Here is a 17,771-nt window from a genome sequence, read left to right on the forward strand (position 1 = left end):
TACATGCAGCACTACACACAAAAGCCGCTGAACTTTTTGCTAGTTTCTTAATTTTATATTAAGATTTGCGCACAATAAAACAAGGGAATTGATATGAAACTAACAGATTATTTTCAAAGGATTTACATCATTAATCTACCCTATCGAACAGATAGAAAACGTGAGATTAATGCACAGTTAAAAAAAATCGGCTTAAGCCTTGAGCATCCTCAGATCGACCTGTTTCCCGCCGTTCGTCCTGATGATGCGGGATATTTTCCGAGCATCGGTGCAAGGGGCTGTTTTATGAGTCACCTTAATATTCTGCGTGATGCTAAAAAACGAGGACTTGAAAACGTACTCATAATTGAGGATGACCTGGACTTTTCGCCTGACTTCAATTCACGCATTGATGCCGCTATAGTAGAATTGACTAATTCAAATTGGGGAGTATTTTATGGCGGCGGTAGATTGCTGTCTGATGTTGAGTTATCAAATAATTCAGAACTATCTAAAGTAAATCATGATATATCAATTCAAACAACACACTTTATAGGTTTCAATCAGTCCATTATTGCCGCAATGATGGATCACCTTGAGTCAATATTGACTAGACCAGCAGGACACCCTGACGGCGGACCAATGCACGTTGACGGCGCATACTCTTGGTTTAGGCGGCATCATCAAGACGTTTTGACGCTGATTGCGGTTAATGAACTAGGACACCAGCGCAGTTCAAGGACTGATATTCATGAACTGCGCTGGTTTGATAAAACGCCTGTTATTAGCGTTATTGTTGACGCTATTCGATGTACAAAACGAATTATGGCACGGTAATATACAGTCCCATGATCACTGCTGTAATGTCCTCGCTGCTGTTGGCATTAGCCAGGAAACGTAGGACGAATACGTCAACGCCAGATACGTTTTTATTTGATCCTGACGCGTTAGTAAATTCAATGCTCATTTCAACCAATGTATCACTGATCGGAATTGTCGTCAGCGTGTTGAACGTACATGCGCCGGCAATTTGCGTCGTGCTGTCTACTGGGAAAAATCCACTATCAACAAATGTAATTCCCATGTTTGCAGCATTAGTATTCGTTTTTCCAATAAAATGCACTGTAAATTTGCCACCAGCAGGAATCTCCTGAGTTAACAACCCACTGAGATAGATTGAGCCGTATGCGGTACTGGTTTTATGGAATACAAACGCAATATTGTCTGGAGATGCTTGGTTAAAATCATTAAACGTAGCAACATTTTTCCATTGCCAGAGCGGTTGTACGTTATACGCTGGATCGCTAAGGTCTTTATAGCCAGGATCGCCTATCCAGACAGGCAGAGCTGTTAGATTGATCATATCAGCGTTGGCTGTGTCGGACTCTATCAACAAACTGCGTTTATTTATCTGAGCAAAATTGTAGCCGCCATTGCTAGCCATACTCAGATTACCACCACCATTGATGCTAAATAATCCGTCTGAGTTACCGTCCTTGATAGCTCGGGTAATTGCACCTGAATCTAGCGTTGTTAAATTTGATGCATCACTAAGAGCGATAGCATGGGGATATACGCCAGGATCGGCAGGGACTAATGGATAATCAATAACCGTTGTTGGGTAATTGCTAAATTTCCGTGTTTTACCCGCTTGCGATGCTATCCCTACCGCAGTTCCCCCCGTTAAAGTGTAGGTATCAGTGCCAGTTCTCCAACGTCCTTTTGATGGAAACAAGAATAGCAGCATCTTTTTAAAACCGACATGCGCTACCGTCTGCACATAACCTTTGATGACATCTGCGTACTCTGCCGATGAAAAATAATTAAACAGTAGTGGCTCAAGATCAGTCGGAATTAACTCATCGTGATGAGGTCCCCCTTCATAGCAGATCGGGTCGAGGCCTGCACCTAAAGCTGTTGCAACATTCGTTTGCATGGTAGTACGCAGCGCCGCAATCTGATCATAATCCAGAAATGCTGCATCCGCATTACTCATAGCGCCGACCACAGTACCCGAAGCCGCTGCTGTGAACGGAACTCGAATAATTACAGGATATGAATAGTTGCCAGCACTGGTTAAAGCATGATTCCCTATGAAATACATCACATAATCAACGCCATCAGTTAATCCGGTAATCTGCGTTCCAGAAGTCCATGACGTACTGCCGTTCGAACCAAACGAATTAGTGGTTAAATTCTGAGAGTCTATCTGATTAGTGCCAGCAATAATCTCTGCATCAGTTGGGTTTGTTGCTGCAAGATACAATCGGCATACCGCATCAGTTCCGCTATAGTTTGAGATTTTTGGCGTTACTGCCGTTGTCGCCAGATCCACACGACCACCCCAAAAAGGGGCTTTGTAGTATGGCGCTGTGGCAATGGCATCACAGTTAGCCGCATTGGTTAGTGCAGCAACCCTATTTACTGACGTTGATGTATTCGCGTGATGTGCGCCCAGTGTGTAGATTACCTGATCTCTAGGTAGGGTAGATCTGAATACAGTCCACATGGATTCAGCACTAGCTACATAAGTCGAGTCCAGCGAAGGAATAGACGTTTCACTGGGCTTGACAAGATAAACCTCTTTAAGCGGCGCAGGCGCGGCCGTAGGTGCAGTTTGTACAGTCGATCCAACCTTCAACTGAATATGATCAGCATCAACAACAGCAACCGTTAGGTTTGTCGCCCCATAACGCCAGGTTTCATTTGATGAAGCGTATTCCTCCATAGCCAGTTTTGTGTAGAATGAAACAACGACATCGCCATTGCTGTAGCCATGTGCAGGAACATACAGCGTCTGGTGGTCAGTCTGATCGATAGTAGCTAATTTTTTTGTATGATTTAGGTATTTTATCCAGTTCGTTCCTGCCGCAAAAACAGACTGCGTGTTCCACGTTTCATTAGTGTATTCAAGAGTCAGCTTTATTGACTGACTTAGATTGCTTTGTAGTAGTGTAGACAAGCCTGTCCAGTAGTTATTACCAGCCCTTACCGGAACATTAATCCATAGATCTTTTTTTAGTGTATTTCCAAGATCAATTATGACCTCCCACGGCGTTCTACCACCCCAGAATGGATTGCTTGTCAGCATCCTATCTGCCCAAACTTCTTCGTAGTTCTCATTCGTCCATGTCATATCCATTGCTCTTAGGGTATTGATACCTAAAGATCGCATATAGGATAGGTAGTCTGGACTCCACTCGATGCCAGCATCATGACTGGACAGCCATACGGAAGGTATCACTTTAAGATCCGTTAGTGATGCGCCTCTGAAATGCACGAACAGGCCACCGGCAGGATTTCCAAGATCGACTGTTAGCGTTTTATTGGTAGTAAATGCGCCGCCGCTGTAAGGTGTTGCATAGTTAAATGGCGATACACATAACTCTCCATCACCTGCCCATATTACGGTTACTGTGCTAGGCGAGTTAGAGCCTGAAACCCATTTGACACCAGGCACTGTTGACGGAAAATCACGACTGATCACATCAAGCAATTTTACTCTGAATATGTCAGTTGCAACAGAAGGCGCAAGAACTCCTCGTTGCTGAGTAAACTCGCCGCTACCTACAACACGTTCCCAATACTGACCCGTGTGCGCTATGTTAGAGTATCTAATAGGCTCGTATGTGAATGCGGACCCTGAATTGCACCCCAGGCTCATAATATACGGAACCTGCCCATCAGCAATAACCCCAACATCCAGCACATAATGATCTGCTCTAGACCATATTGCAGTTACAGTCGTATTAACTCCCTGACTGTATAAACTCGTGATGATATTGCCGTAAATATCCGTGAATACGACACCATCGCCAGCAGCGATAGTGACTAGACCACTAGAACTTTGAGCCAGTGTAACCGTGAACCCATCAGGCATTACCGCTGGAATTGTGTAAACCACATTATTTACACAGTTATTCGCTAGCGTTTTACCGCTGTCTGCTGCTGTAGCGTCTCTTGATGATTCAATGCCGCCTGATGCGCTACTACCCCGTTTTACCGCAATTCCTATCATATTGATTCCTGAATAATTTTTAGTCCGATTCTAGACATTGCTATCTCTGCTGGCTCGTCTGCACTCACATCACATTGCGACAAAATAAACGTGGCTTCATCTAACGTAACGGAAACACCCATAGTCGCTGAAATATCAACTAAGTTTTGCGGGCTAGAAATTAGTTCAGCGAATATTTCATCTATCTGCCCTGCGCTGATGTAATGCGTTGCGGGAATATTGCCTGAAGCAGATAGCGGAGTTGTCCACATATTCTGTGCAGCAGGGCCGAACTGATCAGCTAATGCGCGTACTTGATCGACAATTGCTGCCGGTACGATTAGTGTTCTGTGTACGCTCATGATCAGATCCTCACATTTAGATAGGCAGTTACACCCGCCGTCTCTGCTGGCGTTAACGCGCGATTGACTATAATCAGCCCGTTGTCATCAGTGTTAAACGCCCATGTTCCTGCGCCGATTGTTTGGCCTGTAAGAATAGAGACACCAACACCGGGTACCGCGCGCGCTATAGTTACGTCACTGCCTAAGTCTTGGAACACAATATTATGAGCATCATCAATACCGTCGAAATCAACAAAACCGTTGTAGATTGGTCTTGCTGTTGCTGTTGTTTGGTAGGCGTGGTTGCCAGCGATTTCTTTAATCGAAATATCATCAACAGAGAATGATGCAGCGTTAGCATTAGCATCAAATTCAATATACATCGTTGTTGCCTTGGCTTGTATTCTCGCTGTTTTCGTGCCATTTATGACCGTTTCCGTAATGTTTGACGCCGTTGTTAGTGAAGATAGGAAACCAACACGGACAGAACCTCCTGTTATTCCTGATAGGGTGATTGATATTTCATAAACTTTACCTACATCACACGCAATTGCCTGATAAGCTCTGCCGCCAAACGAATTTCTTGTATACGCCCCCTTCCCTGCGCTCCATGTAAATGTTGCGCCAGCCGATACAGTCCATCCAGTAACATCACTATCAAACCCACCATTGACAACTTTTTCAGCACCAATCACCAATCCCTTGCTCTTATCCAGCCGCAACCCAACTGGCTGACCTACAGCAGTAACCGGAATAGTGCCAGCGGAATCCTGGAACATTGTAGTTAAATCCCAAGGTTCTAGCCAGACTCCTTGCTCGCCATTAGCAAATATAGAGGCAATATTAAAACCCGATGATCGACTAATGCCGATGCCTAAGCCAAGGCCGATCATTTACGCCCCTGGCGTGATGTAGACTGTGCCTGTGCCGCTGGCTGTGATGAAGGCTAGTTTATTGCCGGGGGTCAACGTGACGCGCAGATAAGTCTCGGCCGGGACCGGCTGGTCTGTGCCATTGGACAGTGCGGTAGGGTTGGCACCTTGGCGAACAAAGCAAAATACAGTTGAATATATAACTACCTTTTCAACGTTAATCGCTGATGATTGTGCGCTGGTTGTTGATATTGATACAGCGTTGGTTTGTCCTCCAGTTAGAATATTGATACTGTTTTCTGTGATGAATGTATTTCCGTCATCATCACAGCGAATGCGTCTATCTGTGCCTGACTCGGATTTTTTTGTGCTCGCGTACATAGTTATTGTCTCCAGACAAGTAGTAAGCTATATTTAGTTGAATTCTATCACAAATACAACAACATATAATTAATTAATGGAATACTAATATGAAAAAAATAACAATTTTATTAGTAGTTTTTATCTCCGGTTGCGCCGGTCACATGAGTCCTGAAGCCAGCGCTGCATTGATGCAATGGGGCCAGAATATGCAACAGATGGGCCAGCCAAGAGCGTTAATCTCTGCCCCCATGCCATCGGCACCAACCAGAACAAACTGTTGGACATACGCCAATGGCATGACTTCTTGCAGTCAGTATTAGTCATGCTGCACATTGCCATGATTATTGCCGCTAAGTCGCTGTTGTTATATCTGATCAGCGTTTTTATTTTTAGGCCAGTTAATAAACTCATTGCCAAAATGCCTGATAGTAAACTAAAGCGTCTATTGCTGACTCATATTTATGAGTAAGCCAGATCCAACAGGAGAAGCAAGATAACGCTGTGCCGGCTGCTCTAAGCCTTGCAATGATTTAAGCATGCCTTCTGTCAGGTATTTTTTCCCAGCATTGGAGTTAATAAGTTTTTGAGTAGCAACAGGACCAAGCAAGCCAGCAAGTGCTCCAACAGGACCGCCAGCCAGAAAACCGGCTGCACCAATGCCAAGAGGATTGGTTAGCGCTTCGGTATAAAAGTTTCGCTGAGCAGTACCTGAGCTTGGAAACTCCTGTAAAAACTCTTTTCCTATTTTCCCCAAGTCCTTTAAGTCATTGCTCTGATAGGCTGCATTCTTGCTACCTTTGTTAGCGGCATTCAATAGCGCATTCGGGCTTATGTTGCCATCAACAGACTTTGCCGCCAGTGGCTCTATTAGCTTCATATTGCGGTATTGTCCACGCAGTTTTGACCATTCTGCGGCATCCTGCGGAGATATTGATTTGTCCATGCCCTCGCGCAAGGTTTCTCGCAAATTTCCTAGAGCCTGCCGTAAATCACCGTTTGTCGTGCCTCTCGCTCTTGCTCCTAGTGCGCTGTCTAGTTTTCTATATGCCTGCCCTGATACGGTTCCATTTGGCTCAACTTTCGACATAAAATCATCAATGTAATTATTAACAATTTTCTGAACGTCGCCAGTTTCGAACCGTTGCGCGTCGAATGAATGCTGAGTGAGTTTAGTCAGCATATCATTGTCAAAAGTAAACCTGTTTCTGTCTGCAATATCGCCAATACCGCCACCTACCCGAGATTTAATCTCTGCCATAGCCGCCTCATTCAACAGGTCTGCATTAGATCCCATCGTTTTTGCTATCGCCGAGTTAAATTGTTTGTGCTGTAGCTCGTTTTTAGCTTGTTGAGCACCTGATGATAAAGGTAAATCATTAAGCACTGAATTAATAATTCTAAGCGGCTTAGAACCGGATAATTGAGCAGCATCAAGATCAATTCCCATATCTTTAGCCTTTTGCGCTAATGCTTTACCTGAATCTGATAATTCTGATCGTACCGGACGTAATAGACGGCCAGCACCAGCCACGGCACCATAACCAAGCGCACCACCAGCAGCACCTATAGCAGCATTTTTCAAAGCGCTTTCGCCTTCTCCTGTCTGCTGTAATGCCCCAAGTCCTGCGCCTGATGCCATTGTTTTCAATAATCCTCCACCAGGGAGCAGCAAGCCTGGGACTATTTCACCGACAAAATTGCCGATTTTGCCGGCTGCGGTATCCATCAGCGGCTTTTCAAGTTTACGCGCTTCCTCAACGTCCTTTTCTGTTGGCAAACTTAGTTTGTCGCTCCATTCCTGCGGCAACACATCGCGCAAGCGCTGACCAGCACCACGAGCAACAGAAGTAAGACCAGCACCAGTACCGGCAAGCAATAAATCCGTTGTGCTCATGCCATCAGTTGGGTTTACTGAAAAACTTGGCTGTTCTGGTTGTTGACTTGACTCCTGATACATTTGAGCTAAACGCTTAGCCCCTTCTGCATCACCAGCATCATGCGCCTTTCTTAGAGCCGTCATTATTTGTTCTGGAGTTGCCATTTATTGCTCCAAATAGTGCTTTAAAAGGTCGTCGTCAGACATTTGGTTTTGATTATGTGGCGCATTATTACTAGGAGCATAACCTCCAGCCTGCCGTTTTGCTGCCTCCATACCTCTAGCTATAACACCCTCAAATTCATTTATTGCATCAATAAACTCTTTCTCAGACTGTGATGTTTGCATTCTTGCTATTGCATCCTCAGCCTTTTTGCCTTCTACGTCTGTAATAGCACCGGCACCTTTTAATGAGTTATAAGCCTGGAGGAATTGACCACCTTTTAACTGTTCAAGTCGTGATATAAATCCCGCCTCCTCCGTTCCATTGATAAGACGCGTTTTATTATCACTTCCACCAAAAGCCCAATTAACAGCGCCAGCTAATGAATCAGGAGCACCTACAATTCCTTTCATTCCTGGATGAGTCTTTAATGCTTCCAGTTGCTTAATCATCTGAAGCGCGTTTGCCTCCATTTTTGGATAATTAAGAGACATTTCAGCCTGTGCTTTTCCTGTTACCTGTTGAGCTTCTTTATCTGCTGTTGATTGCCCTAAACCAGCATTGAATTTTTCCTGTGATGCTGCAATCAATTTATCTAATTCAGGATCTCCAGTAGATTTACCTGATAATTGATTAATCGCGTCAGGACTCATTGAAAGCGAAGAATTTCCTATTGTAGTGTTTACGACATCGCCCATCCTGGCCGGTATCTGCCGTCCATCGCTCAATGTAACATTGTTGATTTTCTCGCCTTCTTTAGCCCTGGTAATCATGCCTTGCAAATATGGATCTGCTGCCGGCTGCTTAAGTGGCTGCCCGCTCTGCATCAATGGCGAAAATTGACCATTACGGGCATTAAACGACACATAGCCGTCTGATGTTGGAATGGCCTGAAAATAAGGATCAAGCCCTTTTGATGGATCGATCATCTTTTGCAGTTTGATTGCGTTGTCAACGTCGCCTGCCTGTAAAAGCTTATCGACCGCACCTTGATCTTTTAAGCTTATGCCTTTTAATGCACTTTGTTGAGCTTCCTGCATTGCAAGTTGATCTTGCATCATTTTCACTCTAGCAGCCTGTAATTCCTGTTCCTGCTGCTGCTGATTGAAGCCCATGAACCCCTGCGTAAAACCATTCACGCCTTTACCAAGCGCAGAGCCAAAATTCTGTGGAGTTGTAGACGGTCCAGAGTTAGCCAGCAAATTAGCGCCCATCTGCAATAGGCCCATGCTACCGGCTGACGGTTGAAATTGAATTCCTCGTAATGTTTCTAGGAGTCCTGCCATTGTTATATTCTCCCAACTGGACGATATGGAATTGGCTGATAAGGTCGGCGCTGTTGCATAGGTTGAGGCGCAGGTATCGGTATAGCTTGCGGCTGTTGCTGGCCCTGCATCATCATGTTGCCACCTCGCATTAATAATCCGGGAGCATTGCTAGACAACTTTTCAGATAAGGTTGATAGCAATGTAGGATTAGTTGCGCCAACGGTTTGCGGCAACGAACTAAATGCAGGCGTTATCGCTTGCGCAGCTTGTGATGCAGCAGGAGCGCCGCTTGTTGCCGTTGATAATGCTGGAGTGATATGGCTTGCTGCTTGACTGCCAATATTTGATGCTGCTGTTGCGCCAGTAGTGCCAGCACCAGCAGCACCACCGATTCCTCCGCCTAATGCGCCACCAATACCGCCCATCATTGCGCCCTTGCCTGGATCACCACCGAATGCCGCTGAACCGGCAGCGCCAAGACCAGCACCAACAAGCCCGTTAGCTAATGCAGCGCCACCAATACCAGCAGCAGTAGCCCCAAGTCCGGCAGAACCTAAAGCCGCAGTTAAAGCCGCCGTTAATCCTGTTCCAGATGCTATAAATGACATAAAGCCTCCGTTTTATCCTGTGCCAATCTGTATTGCTCAATAGTGTCCACAACAAGCGCTTTTTCAATCTCGTCTATCGGTTGCTCGTCTATTGCGTGATACGTTGAAAATACGCACTCTGTATGCGCTATTCCTGCCCGTTTATCTCCAGGTTTAGATATAAATGTTTTCGGCCCGGTAAACGTGCCTGCCGTGTCTCCATCTGTGATAGTCATCGTGCCGCTGACGAGTTTGGCGAGATGCTCAGTTAAGTGAATTTTTCCGGTAAACGTAGAGTTAGCAGGAGCTATCATTTCACGCTCATATACGCCGCCGGCAAAGTAATGATTAACAGGAATATCAATCTGCGGTTGTTGCTTTATCCAATCCTCAATAGCCTGTACGCGCTCGATTGGCGATAATTCTGCTATATCTGTCATCCTTTCAAGCTCCCCAACAATCCAGCCAATGAAGCCGCACCACCAAGCACTTGCCCAGTAGTATTGCTATAAATCGGGATCTGTTGACTCGACAGAGACGTACCGCCCATTGCCGCGCCGGGAGAAATGATGTTGGCGTATTGATTCAATGCGTTCTGCATCTGTGCCTGATCTGCTCCGTATATGCTCTGCAACTGGTTGAATATGTTGTCCTGGATGGCAAACTGGTCTTTATAAATGTCTTTGCCTTGCAATGCGTTCTGTGCTCTCGCTGCCGACTGTTGCAAATCAAGATTACGATTAAACTGATCAGCATTTTGCAATTGACCAGCATTAAACTGACCGGCATTCTGTTGGAATTGCGCGTTCTGCTGCGATGCGTTCTGTCTCTGTCCAGCATTGAACTGTCCGACATTAAGCGCAGTAGAGTTCAGCATATTCGCCATATCAGCTTTGCGTCCCTGTGCGTTCTCATAGGCTGTTCCGTATAGCTGGTTTCCGCTATCCATTGCCGCTATTCCTAAGTCTCTTGCGTTACGCTGCATCTGTTCTAATGCCAAACCTTCTGCAACACCCTGACGCGATCCACCATAGCCACCAGAGGCAAAAGCTTGATCGCCAATCTGCGGCAATACAGAAGTTGTCAGATTACGGATAGCATCATCATAGCCGCGCAAAGACTGATTAATATTAGACTGATGCATAGCGCCGAGATATTGATTATCAGGTCGGCCTGACAGCATCTGATTGATAGCTTTACTGGGATCATTTCCGCCCAATGCTGCCAAATTCTGCCGCTGATCAGTTGTGTAAGACTGCATATTAGCAGCGCCTGCCGTCCTGCCATTTGTCATAGCAGCAGTTGGGTCGAACTTGCCGCTCAGAAAGTCGTTACCAAGCTGGAAATTCTGAACTTGTCCGTATCTATCTTTCAGAGCGTTCGAGTAATAATCATTAGTCGCCGTCTGGTTTTGATTTAGATTACTGAAATTGTTGAAATACTGCTCAGCAAGTGGAAAAATGCCTTGATGACCGCCCGCACCCTGCAAATAGGGTGCGGCACCGGCCCACGGCGTTTGTTGCGTTGTTTGCGTTGTATTAGCCGGAGCTGGTGAACTGCCGCCCATTTGTTGTCTCCCGACAATAATTAATTGCGTTTGTTTTTGTTAAGTCTATCAATGACTCTGAAAAATATATTTGTCAGCCACGTTAAGATTATGCCGAATAGCCCGATTACCCAAGAGTGCTTGTCTATGAATGGAACGGTTTGAGCTACAACAGTACAAATACTAAAGCTATAACCGATATTAGTCGTGTGTTTAATGCCCTGCTCTGCTACATCAGCCAATTTTGCATAGCTATTCTCTATCATTCGATGTAACCTACTAACATGACACGCATAAGACATTATCTTTTGTCAGGAGTAAATAGGCCGAATACCCCAGCAATACCAAGTCCATATTCAACAACTTGGAGCGCCTGTTCTGGTGATACGTATTTAGAGGCGAACACGGAGCCTAGCAGCGCCAGTCCCCGCCATGTTGAAGGTTCTCTTAAACGATCTGTGAAGTAGTTCATAATGTCTCCCGACATTGATTAAATTTCTGTTGAATAGAGCGTCTGCACTGGCTCTAGCCCCAATTTAGCCCCCAATTTAGCCCATCCTGGACGATTAGACGACATTGTTACTCGCTTGCATCCTGCTGCTCTGCAAAATCCTGTAATTTCAGGCCACAGCTTATTAATATATTCTGATTTACCTATATTATACGCGCACCAGATGTTTCCCTCTAGCCCATCAAAGCCTTTATTTATACTGATGATGATAAAACCTGAAAAACGATTATCAGCAATTCCAACAAGTAATACTGAACTCCTGTTTTTAATTGCGAAATATACGTCCTCAGGAAGCCAGGTATAATTACCTTTGTTAAGAATATCGTTAAGACCTTCTCTAACATCGCCCCATACCTCGCGTAATTGTGTATCGGGATCAATAGCAACAAGACGGCAAGTCATCCTAAGAGCACCCATGCAGAACCGTTATAACGATAAACCCCAATCCCGCTTCCAGGATTCCAAGTGGTTCCGTCTGCGTAACGTATATCTCCATCGCGAGGCTTTTCTGGTGCTGCATATGATTTATCTAAGTGTCCAGCAGACAAAGCGTTAATAGCTGCCGATATTCGCTGAAATTCATCAATCAAATACCGTTGTAAATCAGATGGATTGCTAGGCGGCTGATTAGGTGAATATTCAATACTGCTGATATTTTCTGTTCTCATTACCATCGCCCTCCCTGTTGAATATCAAGTTGGAAACTATCCAGCCTCCACTGGCTGGCTGTTCCTGTCTCAAATCTAATAGCGATATAACGCCCCGATACTAAACAATCATTAGCAATTGTGCTGCCGATTTTATGCGTCATGCTAGTGTATGTTGGATCGGCATAAGGGTCATCTGCATAGCCAACTTTTATTAAAACGGTTTCGCCATTGTTCCCGCTGATTCTAGGCCTGACTCCCCTGATAAGTTTTATTGTCTCAGGAGCATCAAAACTCAGCCCTCTGCGTTCCAAATAAGCGCTGATTGCTGTTCCATTGGCTGAGCTTGTACCATCAAGCAAATACAGTTTTGAATCATTGCTAGCAAGCAAAACAGAGGCCTTTCCTGGTATGTAATCACCTTTGTTCCACGCCGTTAAATTAGAATCCCATGAGTCTGTATCGCTATCCCATGAACCGGAGTTATTGACAGCTACATGACCGAATGCGGCATGATTGACATTCGGCATTGATCGAAAAGAGACTGTTCTGTCTTTATAGTTCCATACCAATGCCTTATTACACGTTGTTGATCCGATGGACGGATAGCAAACAAAAATCTCGTTCATGTACGGATTTTTTACGACAAAAACCTTGCCCTGCCCGTCTGCGTCGATGTCATCAAAAAATGTTCGCCTAGTCTGCTTATCAAGCACAGAATTAGGTGAACTGCCGTCATGAACAATGACATCATCACGAGTAACAACAAGATGCAGCCCGTCATACTCAACCGCACAATTAAGCCCCATTGCTCCGTGATCGAATAATTTTCTGAACGCAAAAACATTAACGCCGCCTGTCCAACTCATCATCCAAGTAGAGTCTTGTTTATAGATGATGAATGAATCACGCATTTGCAGGCCATCAACTATGGCATCTCTACCTTCTGCAAGATCAGCCTCGCCAGCATCTTTTGTAGGGTCTGTTTCATCCCATGACGAAGGCAATGCGCCCGGTTGCGCTTTATGGCTCCACTTCACCATGAACGGATAATTAGTCGTTGTCTTAGTGATGTTGAGCGCAATAAGGTAATTTTTAAACGCTCGAATACTCTTACAATACGTATTTGCCGGCCAGTTAGTCAGCGCCACAAAATCATTAGCTAAATTCAAATCCCACGCATGAGGATAATTAACGGCATTACCGGCATTGATGATTGGCACACCGCTGAGCATGGTGCTAGTCCACTCGTTTGTAACTCCAGTAAGCGGAGCGGCGGGCGTTAATTCGGTATGCGTAACAGTGCCGCCCGGCGACGAAACCGCAAACACTTTAGATGCGGAGGTATAAATCCAATACGGTTCTCCTGCGATATTCAGCGCCACGATGTGCTGCGGAGCTACAGATGGCGAAGCATAGGCCTCGTTATAGCCGAACGCCTGATAAGCATAGCCATCAAGAAATCGGATATTTAATGCATCAGTCCAGGCATTATCAGGCAATTCATGAACAGATAAATCTTTAATAACGCCTATCTGTCCTATATTGGCAATATTAATTAATGCCATAAGGCTTTACTCGTAAAGAATCTTCATTTCATCAGTCATTGGGTCGGGTTCATTCCCTTCAGAAACCCAAACAAGATACTCCTTATAATGCCTGTTCCCTTCGTCCATTGGGATAACTTTATTTTTTTCAGCATCAAAAATACAATGCTTACCTAGAATATACTTAGTCATTGTTAGAGCCTCGCGTCCGCTTCTATATAATTGTTTGCTGCAAAAGAAAAGTTGCAGTTTGCATTTGCAGCCGATGATATAGCAGTCATTCTGCAACCGTTAACATTAGCCTGGCCAACGCTAGGTGTTCCTAAATTCGATAAGGTAATGCCCGAAAAATCGACCGCCATTGTCGGCGTTGCCCTCATCGTTACCGGGAATTTAATAGTCCATGATCCTACAGCGTTACCCGCATAAGCAGGGAAGTTACCGGCTTGCATCGGAAGCCCTTTCCAATACCGCCTTTGTACTCGTGCCAGTTCTTGCTGATAATCTTCCGGCTCAATGGCGGAATAATGGCTTTCGGCGCTAAGCTTTACCCCGGTAATATAAAAATAGTTAGTATCGGCATCGTTAAAATTAACTTGGTTAGCTGTAGCCAAAAAATTTCCTGTTTGCCATGATCCTGCTGTTGTTTGGTAGGTATTCCCGCTCATTAATGTCCATATAACCGCGCACCCAACACCTGTTGTATAATCCCAAGTACCGGCAGAAGGAGAGGCAGGGATAGTTAATTCTTTAAATTCCCAAGTTGATGCGCTATTAACCGTATATTCAAGGATAACTGATCTATCTGATCCAGAATTTCTTAAAGCAACACAAAAGGTTCCAGTTTTACTGCTCCATACCCAAAAACCAAGTTTTAATGGTTTTTCAGCTAAATTTAGCCAGTCATACCCCTCAATATGCGCCAGAAGATAAGTGTAGTCTCCCGGCGCTACTGCTGCATCAGCGCCAGAACAACGAACAATCGCTGCATTAGTGAGAAGATAACCAGCATCAGCAACAGAAGGCATACTTCCAGGGGTTCCAACGCCTAAATTATGTGTCGCCGTAGTCGTCTTTCCTAGCTTCCAAACGTCCCCTATGTAATCGCCATTAACCGCTCCAATAACGCTTTGGTCATCCTGTTGAACATTAAACCGGCCATTAATAATAAAGTTCTTGGCTGGCTTGCTGTTGATTTGGTCTTGTATAGGCTCCAATACCCCGTCTACATAATTAAGCTCGGTATGAGTGGGCGTTACAGCCCCGGTTATATTCGGGAAAGTCGCCTTTATTGTGGATTTAATCAGCCTTAAATGGTCATCGCCTTGTGATTTAGGATCGCTTCCAGGCGGATTTGCTGGCACTAAATCTGAGATATATGTTCCTGTTTCTAAAGCCATATTATCAATCCGTTAAAATGTTTGATCGTGGTCCACTGGCAAGCTCTGTTGATAGTGTTGCTAGTGATTGTTTGCGGTGTTCTTTATCGTTGATTTCCTGCAAGGCAATGTCAAAAGCGCCTTTTGCCGTGCTCAATAATTCGTTGTCTCTGATATAAGCTGCGCACTCCATGAGCGCAGCATGCAAATACAGATCAGGATGATTTGTAAGCAGCCAATTAGTAGGACTAGCATCAGATAGCGTCAGCAATCCTGTATAGCGCATAACAAACGTATAGGCCTTGTCTGCTGGCCTATCAAATGCGATATTGGATGCATCAATGGTCCAGTAATCAGGCTGTCCAGATGTGTCATAAACCTGCATCTCTTCCGGTATCAGATATCGCATTTCCAGCCTGTCACCGTAATACGTCAGCCATAGGTCTTTAGGCTCTATAAATCCAGCAGGCAGCGCAATTGTTCTGGCATTAATAGTCGCGGCCAGCGTAGTTTCTTGCTCAGTATTATTAAGCTGCACAAGCCGATTAATGCGAGACTCGGCCAGCGTAATGAAATCAGGAATAACAGATGTTAAATCTGCCCTGTGCGCCCAAGATGCAACAGCAGTTTTAAGCTCTGTATAGGTCGAGATCGCCATTATTTGCGCCGGTTATATTTACGCTTTACTGTTTCAGGCTCTGACTCAATTTCTGGCTCATGCTCCGTTTCTTCTAGCGTAATTACTGGCTTATCTTCAACAATGCGCCATCCTGCATTAATCAGTTCTTCAGTCAGATACTGAACGTGAGTCCTGCCGTGTTTATCGTGTTCAATTAGCATTTTTTGCCACCGCCGCCTTTGCCTTTGCCTTTACCTTTACCTTTCATAATTGTCTCAAGTTAAATTGGGCGTCCCTGCCCGTTGAAAACTAACTAGTTGCAAACGGAGTTGCTACAGAACCGGAGCCGATAATGGTTCCATTGATGCCCCATAGTGCGCCTGTAATTGCCACAACCCTGAATGAACTTCCGGCTTTCATGCCGGTTGTGGTGCCGTTGCCAGCGATAGCAACATGAGTCGAACCGTCAGCTGCAAACGCGCTGATCGCTGTTGTCAGAGTTGTGTTAGCATCGCCACCGAAATCAATAGCTCCCACCAGGAAATCTGCAGCGTCTCCCGTGATAACTTTCGCTGCGCCTGATGAAATGCTCTTCTTGACCAGAAAATCAAAATTGATGCCCTCTTCTGCCTCTGGTAGCGTTACAGTCGCCCCGGTTGCAATATCGAATACGATAAGTGCGCCTGATTCCTCTTTTTTCAGCGTCCGTGCCGCTGTAACCGTGATGACTTCACGATGCAAACCGGTAGCAACACAACCATCAGTCGTCTTGCCGTTAAGCAGTTCTAAATTTGTTGATAAACTCATTTACAATTCTCCTTTAAGCGTTAGCTGCGCCGATTAATCGACACCCCCAGTTAGGCCGTAAAGCGGCGAATCCGTATAAAATGTCAAGACGGACAATCAAACGGTCATTGATAATGTCTGAATCCTGCCAGCAACGAAGCGACACGCCGTCTTTCACACGACGAGCGCACTTGTTAGCCTCATCGAATAATGGCAAATCGCCCGTGATGAACTGATAGGCATTCTTGTGATACATCAACGATTGGACGTAGTTGGTTGAAGCGCCACCAACGAAAGTAATATCTGCTCCGGTTTCCGGTAATGCAGATACGTTTTTACGTGCGCCCGTAGATTGCAGAGCAGGCCAGAATGTCAGCGTCTGAGATCCAGCAGCACCAGAAATAGCGGTTACAACGAACTGTTTCAGGTGTGGGTAGTTTTGCTTAGTCTCAGGATGTACGTCATAAACGCTTTCAAACGTAAACACAGAACCAACCGTGACAGTACCACCAGAAGTCACAATCGTAGTATCACCGTCAGCGATAGCCGCATCATTGACTGTTACAGTGGTATGGTCTGCGCCGTTTTGAAGAGTCCAAACGCGCTCATTCTCATACAGGTCAGCCATTGCCAGACGGCCATAGAAGCCTTCACGCATGGCTTCTTTAACCTGTGCAGAGTCTTGGAATACGCCTTTCATGCCGTTGACCATCTGGCTCATAGTCACAGAGTCAGTCATCAGGTAGCGTTTACCGTCGATAGGCGCTAATGCCTGATTCAGTTTTGCACGAGCAAGACCAGGAACAGTAAGGTCAGTGATTGATGTGCCAGCCGTACCAACCAAGTTTGCCGTTGCTTTGGTTGCATAAGCAATGAAATCTGACTCGATAACAGAGATAAGCTTACTGACAGCCGGTTCAATGTAGTTTTTGCTCAGGTCATTAAATGCAGCGTCATTGTTAACTGACTGCACCAGTTCTTGAGAGGTGAACTGCATCGAAACGTGTTTACGTGTCGCAACAGTAATGGTCTGATTGGTTTCTTCGGTGTCTTGGATATTGAGAACTGCGCCGTCTGTTACTTCGTACTCGTTTGGTTCTCTAACGCGCAACTGTGAGCCTTTTTTACCCATGCCATTGCTTTTAAACTGATCATCATACTGCCGGTCAGTTGTTCCGATAAAAGACGCTTTCTCATGCAAAATGCTGAGCGCTTCCTTTGTGATCATATCGATCACTTTAAATGTATTACTCATTGTGTCTCCCTATGGGATCATGCCGTCATACG

At 45.2% G+C, this 17,771-nt stretch carries 21 protein-coding genes; 2 read left to right on the forward strand and 19 right to left on the reverse strand.

The window, feature by feature from the left end:
- Positions 1-93 precede the first annotated feature (93 nt).
- Entirely contained in the window at positions 94-816 is a 723-nt protein-coding gene (locus V2P20_RS08985; protein WP_331817867.1) for a glycosyltransferase family 25 protein, read from the forward strand.
- Here V2P20_RS08985 and V2P20_RS08990 read toward each other — a convergent pair.
- The 4 genes from V2P20_RS08990 to V2P20_RS09005 are packed head-to-tail and all read right to left on the reverse strand — an operon-like array spanning position 803 to position 5,573.
- Entirely contained in the window at positions 803-3,997 is a 3,195-nt protein-coding gene (locus V2P20_RS08990; RefSeq protein WP_331817868.1) for a hypothetical protein, read from the reverse strand. The two genes, V2P20_RS08985 and V2P20_RS08990, sit on opposite strands and share 14 nt — an antisense overlap.
- Entirely contained in the window at positions 3,994-4,338 is a 345-nt protein-coding gene (locus V2P20_RS08995) for a hypothetical protein (RefSeq protein WP_331817869.1), read from the reverse strand. The genes V2P20_RS08990 and V2P20_RS08995 overlap by 4 nt, the downstream gene beginning before the upstream one ends.
- Before the next feature lie 2 nt (positions 4,339-4,340).
- On the reverse strand, positions 4,341-5,213 hold the full coding sequence (locus V2P20_RS09000; protein WP_331817870.1) for a hypothetical protein: 873 nt from the start codon (positions 5,211-5,213) through the stop codon (positions 4,341-4,343).
- Positions 5,214-5,573 carry a hypothetical protein gene (locus V2P20_RS09005; RefSeq protein WP_331817871.1) on the reverse strand — a complete coding sequence of 120 codons (360 nt, stop codon included), beginning with the start codon at positions 5,571-5,573 and terminating at the stop codon, positions 5,214-5,216.
- A gap of 175 nt (positions 5,574-5,748) precedes the next feature.
- Between V2P20_RS09005 and V2P20_RS09010 the strand changes: the two genes are divergently transcribed.
- Positions 5,749-6,024, forward strand: a complete 276-nt coding sequence (locus V2P20_RS09010; protein ID WP_331817872.1) for a hypothetical protein — start codon at positions 5,749-5,751, stop codon at positions 6,022-6,024.
- Here V2P20_RS09010 and V2P20_RS09015 read toward each other — a convergent pair.
- The 15 genes from V2P20_RS09015 to V2P20_RS09085 form a co-directional block, all read right to left on the reverse strand.
- Positions 5,998-7,596, reverse strand: a complete 1,599-nt coding sequence (locus tag V2P20_RS09015; RefSeq protein ID WP_331817873.1) for a hypothetical protein — start codon at positions 7,594-7,596, stop codon at positions 5,998-6,000. The genes V2P20_RS09010 and V2P20_RS09015 overlap by 27 nt on opposite strands.
- Positions 7,597-8,880 carry a hypothetical protein gene (locus V2P20_RS09020; protein ID WP_331817874.1) on the reverse strand — a complete coding sequence of 428 codons (1,284 nt, stop codon included), beginning with the start codon at positions 8,878-8,880 and terminating at the stop codon, positions 7,597-7,599.
- A 2-nt stretch (positions 8,881-8,882) separates the two neighbouring features.
- Positions 8,883-9,470, reverse strand: a complete 588-nt coding sequence (locus tag V2P20_RS09025; protein ID WP_331817875.1) for a hypothetical protein — start codon at positions 9,468-9,470, stop codon at positions 8,883-8,885.
- Positions 9,458-9,889: a hypothetical protein gene (locus V2P20_RS09030; protein WP_331817876.1), complete on the reverse strand. Its 432-nt coding sequence runs from the start codon at positions 9,887-9,889 to the stop codon at positions 9,458-9,460. Before V2P20_RS09030 ends, V2P20_RS09025 begins: the two co-directional genes overlap by 13 nt.
- Complete coding sequence (locus V2P20_RS09035; RefSeq protein WP_331817877.1) at positions 9,886-11,016, reverse strand: hypothetical protein; 1,131 nt, start codon at positions 11,014-11,016, stop codon at positions 9,886-9,888. The genes V2P20_RS09030 and V2P20_RS09035 overlap by 4 nt, the downstream gene beginning before the upstream one ends.
- A gap of 280 nt (positions 11,017-11,296) precedes the next feature.
- A complete protein-coding gene (locus tag V2P20_RS09040; RefSeq protein ID WP_331817878.1) occupies positions 11,297-11,467 on the reverse strand; it encodes a hypothetical protein in 171 nt (56 codons plus the stop codon).
- A gap of 18 nt (positions 11,468-11,485) precedes the next feature.
- Positions 11,486-11,908: a hypothetical protein gene (locus V2P20_RS09045; RefSeq protein WP_331817879.1), complete on the reverse strand. Its 423-nt coding sequence runs from the start codon at positions 11,906-11,908 to the stop codon at positions 11,486-11,488.
- Positions 11,905-12,174, reverse strand: a complete 270-nt coding sequence (locus V2P20_RS09050; protein ID WP_331817880.1) for a hypothetical protein — start codon at positions 12,172-12,174, stop codon at positions 11,905-11,907. The genes V2P20_RS09045 and V2P20_RS09050 overlap by 4 nt, the downstream gene beginning before the upstream one ends.
- Positions 12,174-13,721: a hypothetical protein gene (locus V2P20_RS09055; RefSeq protein WP_331817881.1), complete on the reverse strand. Its 1,548-nt coding sequence runs from the start codon at positions 13,719-13,721 to the stop codon at positions 12,174-12,176. The genes V2P20_RS09050 and V2P20_RS09055 overlap by 1 nt, the downstream gene beginning before the upstream one ends.
- Positions 13,722-13,727: 6 nt before the next feature.
- Complete coding sequence (locus tag V2P20_RS09060; protein WP_331817882.1) at positions 13,728-13,892, reverse strand: hypothetical protein; 165 nt, start codon at positions 13,890-13,892, stop codon at positions 13,728-13,730.
- A gap of 2 nt (positions 13,893-13,894) precedes the next feature.
- A complete protein-coding gene (locus tag V2P20_RS09065; protein ID WP_331817883.1) occupies positions 13,895-15,100 on the reverse strand; it encodes a hypothetical protein in 1,206 nt (401 codons plus the stop codon).
- Between the two features lie 4 nt (positions 15,101-15,104).
- Positions 15,105-15,737: a hypothetical protein gene (locus V2P20_RS09070; RefSeq protein WP_331817884.1), complete on the reverse strand. Its 633-nt coding sequence runs from the start codon at positions 15,735-15,737 to the stop codon at positions 15,105-15,107.
- The gene (locus V2P20_RS09075; protein ID WP_331817885.1) at positions 15,737-15,919 is read right to left on the reverse strand and encodes a hypothetical protein; all 183 of its coding nucleotides are present in this window, start codon (positions 15,917-15,919) and stop codon (positions 15,737-15,739) included. Before V2P20_RS09075 ends, V2P20_RS09070 begins: the two co-directional genes overlap by 1 nt.
- Before the next feature lie 88 nt (positions 15,920-16,007).
- Entirely contained in the window at positions 16,008-16,505 is a 498-nt protein-coding gene (locus V2P20_RS09080) for a hypothetical protein (protein WP_331817886.1), read from the reverse strand.
- A 13-nt stretch (positions 16,506-16,518) separates the two neighbouring features.
- Entirely contained in the window at positions 16,519-17,739 is a 1,221-nt protein-coding gene (locus V2P20_RS09085) for a P22 phage major capsid protein family protein (RefSeq protein WP_331817887.1), read from the reverse strand.
- Between the last annotated feature and the right edge of the window lie 32 nt (positions 17,740-17,771).

It is taken from the genome of Methylobacter sp. Wu1, from assembly GCF_036553575.1.
GTDB lineage: Bacteria > Pseudomonadota > Gammaproteobacteria > Methylococcales > Methylomonadaceae > Methylobacter.

Excerpts from the sequence above, each read along its gene's own strand:
- V2P20_RS08985 (WP_331817867.1), top strand. The coding sequence starts at position 94 with ATGAAACTAACAGATTATTTTCAAAGGATTTACATCATTAATCTACCC.
- V2P20_RS09030 (WP_331817876.1), bottom strand. The coding sequence starts at position 9,889 with ATGACAGATATAGCAGAATTATCGCCAATCGAGCGCGTACAGGCTATT.
- V2P20_RS09080 (WP_331817886.1), bottom strand. The coding sequence starts at position 16,505 with ATGAGTTTATCAACAAATTTAGAACTGCTTAACGGCAAGACGACTGAT.
- V2P20_RS09060 (WP_331817882.1), bottom strand. The coding sequence starts at position 13,892 with ATGACTAAGTATATTCTAGGTAAGCATTGTATTTTTGATGCTGAAAAA.
- V2P20_RS09020 (WP_331817874.1), bottom strand. The coding sequence starts at position 8,880 with ATGGCAGGACTCCTAGAAACATTACGAGGAATTCAATTTCAACCGTCA.
- V2P20_RS09000 (WP_331817870.1), bottom strand. The coding sequence starts at position 5,213 with ATGATCGGCCTTGGCTTAGGCATCGGCATTAGTCGATCATCGGGTTTT.
- V2P20_RS09065 (WP_331817883.1), bottom strand. The coding sequence starts at position 15,100 with ATGGCTTTAGAAACAGGAACATATATCTCAGATTTAGTGCCAGCAAAT.
- V2P20_RS09015 (WP_331817873.1), bottom strand. The coding sequence starts at position 7,596 with ATGGCAACTCCAGAACAAATAATGACGGCTCTAAGAAAGGCGCATGAT.
- V2P20_RS09085 (WP_331817887.1), bottom strand. The coding sequence starts at position 17,739 with ATGAGTAATACATTTAAAGTGATCGATATGATCACAAAGGAAGCGCTC.
- V2P20_RS09025 (WP_331817875.1), bottom strand. The coding sequence starts at position 9,470 with ATGTCATTTATAGCATCTGGAACAGGATTAACGGCGGCTTTAACTGCG.
- V2P20_RS09075 (WP_331817885.1), bottom strand. The coding sequence starts at position 15,919 with ATGCTAATTGAACACGATAAACACGGCAGGACTCACGTTCAGTATCTG.
- V2P20_RS08995 (WP_331817869.1), bottom strand. The coding sequence starts at position 4,338 with ATGAGCGTACACAGAACACTAATCGTACCGGCAGCAATTGTCGATCAA.
- V2P20_RS09005 (WP_331817871.1), bottom strand. The coding sequence starts at position 5,573 with ATGTACGCGAGCACAAAAAAATCCGAGTCAGGCACAGATAGACGCATT.
- V2P20_RS09040 (WP_331817878.1), bottom strand. The coding sequence starts at position 11,467 with ATGAACTACTTCACAGATCGTTTAAGAGAACCTTCAACATGGCGGGGA.
- V2P20_RS09010 (WP_331817872.1), top strand. The coding sequence starts at position 5,749 with ATGGGGCCAGAATATGCAACAGATGGGCCAGCCAAGAGCGTTAATCTC.
- V2P20_RS09055 (WP_331817881.1), bottom strand. The coding sequence starts at position 13,721 with ATGGCATTAATTAATATTGCCAATATAGGACAGATAGGCGTTATTAAA.
- V2P20_RS09050 (WP_331817880.1), bottom strand. The coding sequence starts at position 12,174 with ATGAGAACAGAAAATATCAGCAGTATTGAATATTCACCTAATCAGCCG.
- V2P20_RS09035 (WP_331817877.1), bottom strand. The coding sequence starts at position 11,016 with ATGGGCGGCAGTTCACCAGCTCCGGCTAATACAACGCAAACAACGCAA.
- V2P20_RS09045 (WP_331817879.1), bottom strand. The coding sequence starts at position 11,908 with ATGACTTGCCGTCTTGTTGCTATTGATCCCGATACACAATTACGCGAG.
- V2P20_RS08990 (WP_331817868.1), bottom strand. The coding sequence starts at position 3,997 with ATGATAGGAATTGCGGTAAAACGGGGTAGTAGCGCATCAGGCGGCATT.
- V2P20_RS09070 (WP_331817884.1), bottom strand. The coding sequence starts at position 15,737 with ATGGCGATCTCGACCTATACAGAGCTTAAAACTGCTGTTGCATCTTGG.